Annotated in this window: 10 protein-coding genes and 1 tRNA gene; 5 read left to right on the forward strand and 6 right to left on the reverse strand. The window is 68.4% G+C overall.

Features of this window, described 5'->3' with window-relative positions; translation table 11 throughout:
• Together rpoZ and folK are read right to left on the reverse strand one after the other, a co-directional pair.
• Positions 1-354 carry a DNA-directed RNA polymerase subunit omega gene (rpoZ, locus tag A9O63_RS20540; protein WP_002722412.1) on the reverse strand — a complete coding sequence of 118 codons (354 nt, stop codon included), beginning with the start codon at positions 352-354 and terminating at the stop codon, positions 1-3.
• Positions 355-438: 84 nt separating this feature from the next.
• On the reverse strand, positions 439-1,023 hold the full coding sequence (gene folK / locus A9O63_RS20545) for a 2-amino-4-hydroxy-6-hydroxymethyldihydropteridine diphosphokinase (protein ID WP_412841996.1): 585 nt from the start codon (positions 1,021-1,023) through the stop codon (positions 439-441).
• A 142-nt stretch (positions 1,024-1,165) separates the two neighbouring features.
• Between folK and A9O63_RS20550 the strand changes: the two genes are divergently transcribed.
• From A9O63_RS20550 to A9O63_RS20565, 4 genes are all read left to right on the forward strand, one after another.
• Positions 1,166-1,738: a LabA-like NYN domain-containing protein gene (locus A9O63_RS20550; RefSeq protein ID WP_002722410.1), complete on the forward strand. Its 573-nt coding sequence runs from the start codon at positions 1,166-1,168 to the stop codon at positions 1,736-1,738.
• Between the two features lie 139 nt (positions 1,739-1,877).
• On the forward strand, positions 1,878-2,837 hold the full coding sequence (ispH, locus tag A9O63_RS20555; RefSeq protein ID WP_002722409.1) for a 4-hydroxy-3-methylbut-2-enyl diphosphate reductase: 960 nt from the start codon (positions 1,878-1,880) through the stop codon (positions 2,835-2,837).
• 10 nt (positions 2,838-2,847) lie between these two features.
• Positions 2,848-3,456: a LysE family translocator gene (locus tag A9O63_RS20560; protein ID WP_069333561.1), complete on the forward strand. Its 609-nt coding sequence runs from the start codon at positions 2,848-2,850 to the stop codon at positions 3,454-3,456.
• Entirely contained in the window at positions 3,453-3,905 is a 453-nt protein-coding gene (locus A9O63_RS20565; RefSeq protein WP_069333556.1) for a DUF3429 domain-containing protein, read from the forward strand. Before A9O63_RS20560 ends, A9O63_RS20565 begins: the two co-directional genes overlap by 4 nt.
• A gap of 6 nt (positions 3,906-3,911) precedes the next feature.
• On the opposite strand, the gene cceR is transcribed toward A9O63_RS20565, so the two are convergent.
• Positions 3,912-4,949 carry a LacI family DNA-binding transcriptional regulator CceR gene (cceR, locus tag A9O63_RS20570; protein ID WP_069333557.1) on the reverse strand — a complete coding sequence of 346 codons (1,038 nt, stop codon included), beginning with the start codon at positions 4,947-4,949 and terminating at the stop codon, positions 3,912-3,914.
• A gap of 297 nt (positions 4,950-5,246) precedes the next feature.
• Between cceR and A9O63_RS20575 the strand changes: the two genes are divergently transcribed.
• Positions 5,247-5,322 (forward strand) — tRNA-Arg (locus A9O63_RS20575).
• A gap of 30 nt (positions 5,323-5,352) precedes the next feature.
• On the opposite strand, the gene A9O63_RS20580 is transcribed toward A9O63_RS20575, so the two are convergent.
• The 3 genes from A9O63_RS20580 to A9O63_RS20590 form a co-directional block, all read right to left on the reverse strand.
• On the reverse strand, positions 5,353-6,414 hold the full coding sequence (locus A9O63_RS20580) for a tyrosine-type recombinase/integrase (RefSeq protein WP_069333558.1): 1,062 nt from the start codon (positions 6,412-6,414) through the stop codon (positions 5,353-5,355).
• Complete coding sequence (locus tag A9O63_RS20585) at positions 6,411-6,653, reverse strand: helix-turn-helix domain-containing protein (protein ID WP_011336930.1); 243 nt, start codon at positions 6,651-6,653, stop codon at positions 6,411-6,413. The genes A9O63_RS20580 and A9O63_RS20585 overlap by 4 nt, the downstream gene beginning before the upstream one ends.
• A 72-nt stretch (positions 6,654-6,725) precedes the next feature.
• Positions 6,726-8,089 (reverse strand): chromosome partitioning protein ParB (locus tag A9O63_RS20590; protein ID WP_069333559.1); only part of this gene is annotated, 1,364 nt, incomplete at its 5' end.

The following is an 8,089-nucleotide window of genomic DNA, read 5'->3' on the forward strand; positions in this document are numbered from 1 at the left end:
TCAGTTCTGCCCCTGCGCTTCCATGAGCGCGCGCAGCAGCTTCTCTTCGGACATGTCGTCCTGCACCGGGCGATCGACTTCGCTGCCCATGAGCAGCGCCATCTGATCCTCTTCCGGCTCGTCCACCTCGATCTGGGTCTGGTGGCTCTCGATCATGCGCTCGCGCAGCGACTCGGCGCTCTGGGTCTCTTCCGCGATCTCGCGCAGCGCCACGACCGGGTTCTTGTCGTTGTCGCGGTCGATCGTCAGCGACGAGCCCGAGGCGATCTCGCGGGCCCGGTGGGCAGCCAGCATCACCAGCTCGAACCGGTTCGGGACCTTGTCAACGCAGTCTTCAACCGTCACGCGGGCCATGGGAGTCTCCGTTTCGGACAGGGGGCATGGAGCGGCCTATGTAACGGCCGCCCCGCCTCTTGACAAGGGCGGAATCCCTGATCCTCAAGCCTCGAGCGGCACAGCGGCGGCCCGTTCCGCCTCGGGAAGCGCCGCGAGCATCTCCCTCACGGTCAGGCCGAGCAGCGGATGGCGCCAGTCGGGCGCCACGTCGGCCAGCGGGACCAGCACGAAGGCGCGGTCCTGAAGACGGGGGTGCGGCAATATGAGCCCGTCGGGCGCGCGGCGGGCCTGCTCTACTTGAGGCAGATGTCTCCACAGCTCCTGCGTCCCGGCGTCGGGCCAGACCGAATCATCCAGCGCGAGGAGATCGAGGTCGAGCGTCCGGTCGGCCCATCGGTGAGACCGAGATCGGCCGAAATCCGCCTCGATCTCGTGGAGCCGTTCAAGTATCTTGCGGGGATCCACATCATCCGTAAGGTGCAGGGCCATGGCCGCATTGACAAAATCAGGGGCTGCCCCTGCGGGGAAAAAAGGCGTTTCGAACAGCCTGCTCACCCGAAATGGGGCCTGAAATGCGCTCGCGACCGCACAAATCGCTTCGGAAACATTGCCCTTGGGGAACCTTCCCGCAGACGGCATGTTTGAGCCGAGTGCAACCAGAGCTTGCTTTCCAGGTGGCCTGTCCAATGGTATAAGTTTCTGATGAGGCCCGCTTGCCGGTAGATGTATTACACTGATATCCGACCCCTTGTCGATTTTTGCTTACCGAAATCTATTCTCGATGACAGCAGATTGACCGGGGCAAGGGTTCTCGCAGGGGACAAGGATAATGTTCTACAAAGACGAACGGCTGGCGCTGTTCATCGACGGATCGAACCTCTACGCCGCGGCGAAGGCGCTGGGGTTCGATATTGATTACAAGCTGCTGCGCCAGGAGTTCATGCGCCGCGGCAAGCTGCTGAGGGCATTCTACTACACCGCGCTTCTCGAGAACGATGACTACTCGCCGATCCGCCCCCTGGTGGACTGGCTGCACTACAACGGCTTCACGATGGTCACGAAGCCGGCGAAGGAATATACCGACAGCCAGGGGCGCCGCAAGGTCAAGGGCAACATGGACATCGAGCTGACGGTCGATGCGATGGAGCTTGCGCCGCGGGTCGATCACATCGTGCTGTTCTCGGGCGACGGCGATTTCCGTCCACTGGTCGAGAGCCTTCAGCGGCAGGGTGTGCGCGTCTCGGTCGTCTCGACGATCCGCAGCCAGCCGCCCATGATCGCCGACGAACTCCGTCGGCAGGCCGACAATTTCATCGAGCTCGACGAACTGCGGGAGGTCATCGGTCGCCCTCCGCGAGAGCCGCGGGTAGAGCGTGAAGAAATCGCCGTCGAGGCGAAGTGACGCTCTGAAGCCAGGGACTCCAGCCCGTCACGCTCCGGCGCGGAACGTGCGGCATCCTGAGGCGGATGCGCCTGCGGGTCTGGACCTGAGCCACCGATCGGAATACCTCTGGGCTGCACAGGACGAAGAGAGCCGGCCCATGACCATGCCTCCCCTCACCCTCTATCTGGCCGCCCCCCGCGGCTTCTGCGCGGGCGTGGACCGTGCGATCAAGATCGTCGAGATGGCGCTCGAGAAATGGGGCGCGCCCGTCTATGTCCGGCACGAGATCGTGCACAACAAGTTCGTCGTCGACAGGCTGCGCGACATGGGCGCGGTCTTCGTCGAGGAACTGGACGAGGCGCCGACCGACCGGCCGGTGATCTTCTCGGCCCATGGCGTGCCGAAGGCCATCCCCGCGGAGGCCGAGCGGCGGAACATGGTCTATGTCGACGCCACCTGCCCGCTGGTGAGCAAGGTCCATCTCGAGGCCGAGCGGCACCACGAGAACGGGCTGCAGATGATCATGATCGGTCACGCGGGCCATCCCGAGACCGTCGGCACCATGGGACAGCTGCCCGAGGGCGAGGTCCTGCTGGTCGAGACGGTGGAGGATGTGGCGGGGCTCGAGGTGCGGGATCCCGAGCGGCTGGCCTATATCACCCAGACCACGCTCTCGATCGACGACACGGCCGCCATCGTGGCCGCGCTGCGCGAGCGCTTCCCGGCGATCGCGATCCCGCGCAAGGAAGACATCTGCTACGCCACCACCAACCGGCAGGGCGCGGTCAAGGCCATCGCGGGACGGATCGATGCGCTTCTGGTGATCGGGGCCCCGAATTCCTCGAACTCGAAGCGGCTCGTGGAAGTGGGTCGCGCCGCCGGCTGCCGCGTGGCGCAACTCGTGCAGCGCGCCACCGACATCGACTGGGAGGCGCTGCAGGGCGCCACCGCCGTCGGCGTGGCTGCCGGCGCCTCGGCCCCGGAAGTGCTGGTGGACGAGGTGATCGCCGCCTTCCGCGCCCGGTTCGACACGACCGTCGAGGCCGTCGAGACGGTGAAGGAGCGCGTCGAGTTCAAGGTGCCGCGCATCCTGCGCGAGCCTGCCGAAACCCCGTGAGGCCATGATCATGAGCCCCGAGTTCCTGCTGACCGCTTTCATCGTCTGCGCGGCCCCGGGGATCGGCGTCCTCTACACGCTCTCGACCACGCTCGGCGGCGGGATCCGCGCCGGGCTGCTGGCGGTTCTCGGCTGCACTCTGGCGACCGGCGTCCATCTGGTCGCGGCCATGGCGGGCCTCGCCGCCGTCCTGCATGCCAGCGCCGTCCTGTTCCAGGGCCTGAAGATCGCGGGCGTGGCCTATCTCCTCTGGATGGCCTGGGCCACGCTGCAGGAGCATGGCGGCCTCCGTCTCGAGGCGGCAGCGCCCGAGCCTGCGGCCCGGATCGTGCGGCGCGGCATCCTCTTGAACCTGCTCAATCCGAAGCTGCCGCTCTTCTTCATGGCCTTCCTGCCGCAGTTCATCCCGGCGGGCAGTCCCGAGGCCCCGCGCCTGCTGATCGAGCTGGGCCTCGGCTTCACCGCCATGACCGCCGCCACCTTCCTCGGCTATGTGGCACTGGCCGCCCTGTCGCGCGGCGCGGTGCTTTCCAGCCCCCGCCTCGTCACCTGGCTCCGCCGCCTCTTCGCCGCCTCCTTCGCCGGGCTCGGCGCCCGTCTCGCCTTCGAGCGCACATGACCCGCATCCCCCGTTCCGCCCTGCTGCTCGGCCTGGCCGGGCTCCTCCCCTTCCTCTGGAGCGCGCTGACCGAGCTGCGCCCGGATCTGGGCGACTGGGCGGTTGCCACGCTCGGGCCGCGCTTCGTGGGCCCCTATGCTGGCCTCGCCTACGGCACGGTGATCCTGTCCTTCATGTCCGGCGTGCTCTGGGGCTTTGCCACGAAGACGAGCGGCCGCGAGGCTGCCATCGGCTACGGCCTGTCGGTGATCCCGGCGCTCTGGGCCTTCTTCTTCGTGGGCGGCGGCCCGACCTCGGCCGCAATCTATCTGGCCGCGGGCTTTGCGGGCCTGCTTGCGCTCGACTGGACCTTCTGGAGCCAGGGGCTCGCGCCGGAATGGTGGATGCGGCTCCGGCTGCTGCTGACCTCCGTCGTGCTCGCCTGCCTCGCGGTCACGATCTTCGCCTGAAGCGCCTCAGCGCCGGCGGATCGTGTCGCCCGGTTCGAGCTTCGGTTCCAGCTCGATCACCAGCCCCGACGTGGCCCCGTCCGCGCGCTTGCCCGCGACGATCTCCGCCGCCTTGCGCCCGATCTCGAGCCGGCAGGCGTCCATCGTGGCAAGGTGACAGGGCAGCCCCTGCACCAGTTCCACGCCGTTGAACCCCGCAAGCCCCACCTTCTCGGGCACCTCGATCGCGTGGTTGAGGCACCACAGAAGCCCCCCCGCGCCGATCAGGTCGTTCGAGTAATAGAGAAAGTCGAGGTCGGGCGAGCGCGAGAGAATGGCTTCGGTCATCTCCCGCCCCTTCAGAAGCGCCGATCCGCCCGAGTAGAATTCGCGGTCCTCGACCGTCAGGCCCGCCGCGATCAAGGCGCTCTCGAACCCTTCCAGCCGCTTCCGGGCGCGGTGGTCGTAGGGCATCATCGTGCCGAGGAAACCGATGCGCCGGTAGCCCGCGGCCACGATCGCCTCGGCCATGTGCCGTCCCGCGCGGCGGTGCGAGATCCCGACCGCATTGTCGACCGGCGTGCCGTCCACATCCATGATCTCGACGATGGGAATGCCCGCATTCTCCAGCATGGCCCGCGCCGCATGGCTCCGCTCGAGCCCTGCGATGATGATCCCCGACGGCCGCCACGAGAGCATCTCGTAGAGCACCTTCTCCTCGCGCTCGGGCGAATAGTTGGTCACCCCCACCACCGGCTGCAGGCCCGTATCCTCGAGCACTTCCGAGACGCCGGTCAGCACCTCGGGAAAGACCATGTTGGACAGGGAGGGGATGATGACCGCGACGAGGTTCACCCGCTGGCTCGCGAGCGCCCCCGCGATGCGGTTGGGCACATAGCCCAGCTCGCGCGCGGCGGCCAGCACCCGCTCGCGCGTGGCCCCCGACACGTCGCCCCGATTCCGCAGCACCCGGCTCACGGTCATCTCGGAGACACCCGACGCGTCGGACACGTCGCGCAATGTCAGGGGACGTCGCTGCAGGGCGGAGGACGGGTCTTTCGCCACGGAAACATCTCTTGCATAATGACCTTACGTTTTCTTGTTAACCTCATTGCGGGGGCTTGTCCAAGGCCTCTGGCTGTGCCATGTTAGCGATAACGGCCGCATCTTCCGGCCTTACTGATCCTGAGCGTCGTGCAAGCTCTCCAAGACGGACGCGATGGACCCATGGGGGAGTGGTGGGCCAAGAGTCACTCCCCCAGCTCTCCTCTCCCCGCGCAGCAATTCCCGCCGACGAGCCGTTCCTCGCACCTTGCAAGAGGCGCCGATTGGCCGCATTAAGGGCAAGCCCGAGTGGTTCTCGGCCCCGTAGCTCAACGGATAGAGCGATCCCCTCCTAAGGGATAGGTTGCAGGTTCAAGTCCTGCCGGGGTCACCATGTCTCCCGCAAGCCGTTGAAATGGCGCGCTTATCTGGCGCGTTTACAGGAATTCCCGGGGCCGTTTACATCGTTCCGTTCTTGTTCCGGCCCCATCACGAGGCCGCGCCGGCTGGCCGCGCGGGTGTAAGCCTCGGCCTCCGAGAGGCTCGCATGCCCGCCCCAGGCCATGATCGCATGGGCAGGGCCGCCCGCCTCGGCGATGGCCGTGAGCCGGAATTTGCGCAGGCCGTGCGGGGTGCGCCCCTCGATCCCCGCCTCGGCCGCGGCAGCGGTGATGAAGTTCGAGAGGCCCTTCACCGACCGGGCCTTCCCGTAGCTCGTCTCAAGCAGGGTGAAGCCGGCCGTGGCCATCACCGCCGCGCGCACGGTCTCGCGCTCCTCTTCCCACCGGAGCGCCCAGGAAGGAAGCGCGCAGGTCCAGGGCACATAGGCGAGCCCGCCGGTCTTCTGCTGGCGGAAGGTCATGAGCCCGTCGCTGCCGATATGGGTGCGCGTCATGCGGCAAGCGTCCGAGACGCGGCAACCGGTCCAGGCGAGCAGCTCGAAGGCCGCGCGCTGGCGCGTCCCCACCGCCCACCGCGCCCGGAAGGCCGCCACCTCGGCCGTCGTCCACGCGACGTGGCCGGGCGATTTCGTCACGATCTTTCCGATCTCGTGGCTCGGGTCGCTCTCGATGATCCCGTCCGCCTTGGCCTGCGCGAAGATGAGCCGCCAGCATTTCAGCGACACGTTGCGCGGGTTCGGATCGAGCTTGCCGAGATCCATCTCGACATGCTTCTGCCGCAGGCCCCGCAGCGGCAGGGCGCCATGCTCCATCTCGATTCGCTCGAGATGGAAGCGCAGGCTCAGCCGATAGCTCGCGGCGAACCCCTTCCACCTCTTCGACGCGCGGAGCGCCCGCACGACCTTCGCGACCGACTTGTCCGCAACGGGCGGCGCCAGATCCGGCTTCGTGGCCTCGGCCTTCGCCCAGGCCGCGATGAAGTCGGGATGGGTCTCGGGCAGATCCGGCAACCGCGTCCCGGTCGGCCGGTGATAGCAGAGCACCCGGTCGCCACGCCGGATGCGCTGCACCCGGGGCAGCTTCACGCCTGCATCCCGAAATGGCGGTCGCACAGCTCCACCTCCGATTCGAACGTCTCCCCTTCAACCGGCAGGTCCGAGGCGAAGGCGTCAAGATCCAGCCTGTCATAGAGCCGCCGCCCGCCCAGCACCCGCCGCGGCAGGTCAAGGCCACGGAGCGTCGTCGCGCTCACGCCCAGATAGGCCGCCGCCTCGGCCGCGCCGAGAAGCCGCGGCGCGAAAGTGAGGGATCGCCTAGCGCTCATCGTCCTTTCCCCTTCCCGTCAGCCAGCACTGCGCATTGCGCGGCAGCGTCTCGCGCTGCTCCTTCGCCCCGCTCATCCCTCCCCCTCCGGCCAGCCGAGCTCCGCCGGCACCCAGGCGTCGATCTTCGCGCAGTCCTCGCGGCTGAGGCCGAGGGCTTCGCGCGTGGCGAGGTCGGCGAAGAGCGCCTCGAGGCGCTTCGCCTTCTCCCCCTTCTTCAGCTTCTGGAAACTCCGATCCGCCTCGGCCGCCGGCACGAGCTCGCTCCAGAGCCGGTCGAGATAGCCCGCGCTGCAGCGCCCGAGGAAGCCCTGTGCGGTCGGCGTCCAGATCCGGCGCACCTCGACGCCGAGCTGGCGCGCGAGCGTGGCCGAGAGGCCGGAGCTGCCGGTGCAGAAGGTCCGCGCCAGCGCCTCGGTCAGGATCTGGTTGCGGTGCTTCTTGCCCTGCGCCCGGAAGGCCTCGAACTCGGCCGGGGTGCCGTCCGGGCCGAGGCTCGTGTTCGGCTCGAGCCGTGCCGCCAGCCGCTCCGGGTAGCTCGTGCCCTCTCCCTTCTCCGGCGCGATGGGCTGGTCGGTCGGCGAGACCGCGAGCGGGCGCGCCCAAGGACGCAGGCCCCCGCCAAGCGACCAGGCCAGAAGGTCGAGCATGAGCTCGGACTGGTCCATGAGACGGGCCTGCAGCGCCCCGAGCCGGATCCGGTGCAGATCCTCGATCAGCGATTGCGGCAGGTCCGGTGCCGCCTCGGCAGCACCCCGCGGGACCGCCCGCGGCTGCTGATAGGCGCGCTCGACCGAGAGCCCGTCCCGGCTGCTGCAATAGACGAAGACCCCGGCCGAGGCGCGCTGCGCGTCGGTGAAGCCGCCCTCGCGCCGGGCCTCGAGCTCGGCCAGGCGCGCGCGGCCGGCCTCGTCGAGGGCGTCCTCGGCATCGCGCTCCTCGAGCGCCGCGAGCTCCGCTTCCTCTCCGTCCGAGAGCTTCCCGGGCCGGGCGTAGAGCCGCACCAGCTTCTGCGTGGCGGTCCAGGGCACATATTCCTCCGGCACCCATGTCGCCCACTCCCAGCCCTCTTCCACGCGGATCCGCTCGGCCTCGGCCGCCCCCTTCTCGGCAAAGAGCCGGTCGAGGAGAGCCTCGTCCTCCAGCAGCGTCCTGTCGGCGAAGAGATCGCGCTGAGAGGTTCCGCCGGCCGCGAGATAGGCCTCGAGCCCCACGAAGACCGCGCGCCGGTCCGTCGAGGGCACGGTCCCGGGTGTCAACTCGCGCCGCACCTGCTCCGGCCGCACGTCGCGCCCCCGCACCGAAGTGAGAACTTCGAGGCAGCGCTCGCCGCTCGGCGCGAGCGTCAGCGCCTTCGCCATCTCGAGCGAGATCTCGTTCGCGCGCAGCGCCGCCAGCGCCTCGGCCGGCAGGTCCGCGAGCTTGAGGCGCCGCTCGA

The organism is Cereibacter johrii, from assembly GCF_001720585.1.
GTDB classification, from domain to species: domain Bacteria; phylum Pseudomonadota; class Alphaproteobacteria; order Rhodobacterales; family Rhodobacteraceae; genus Cereibacter_A; species Cereibacter_A johrii.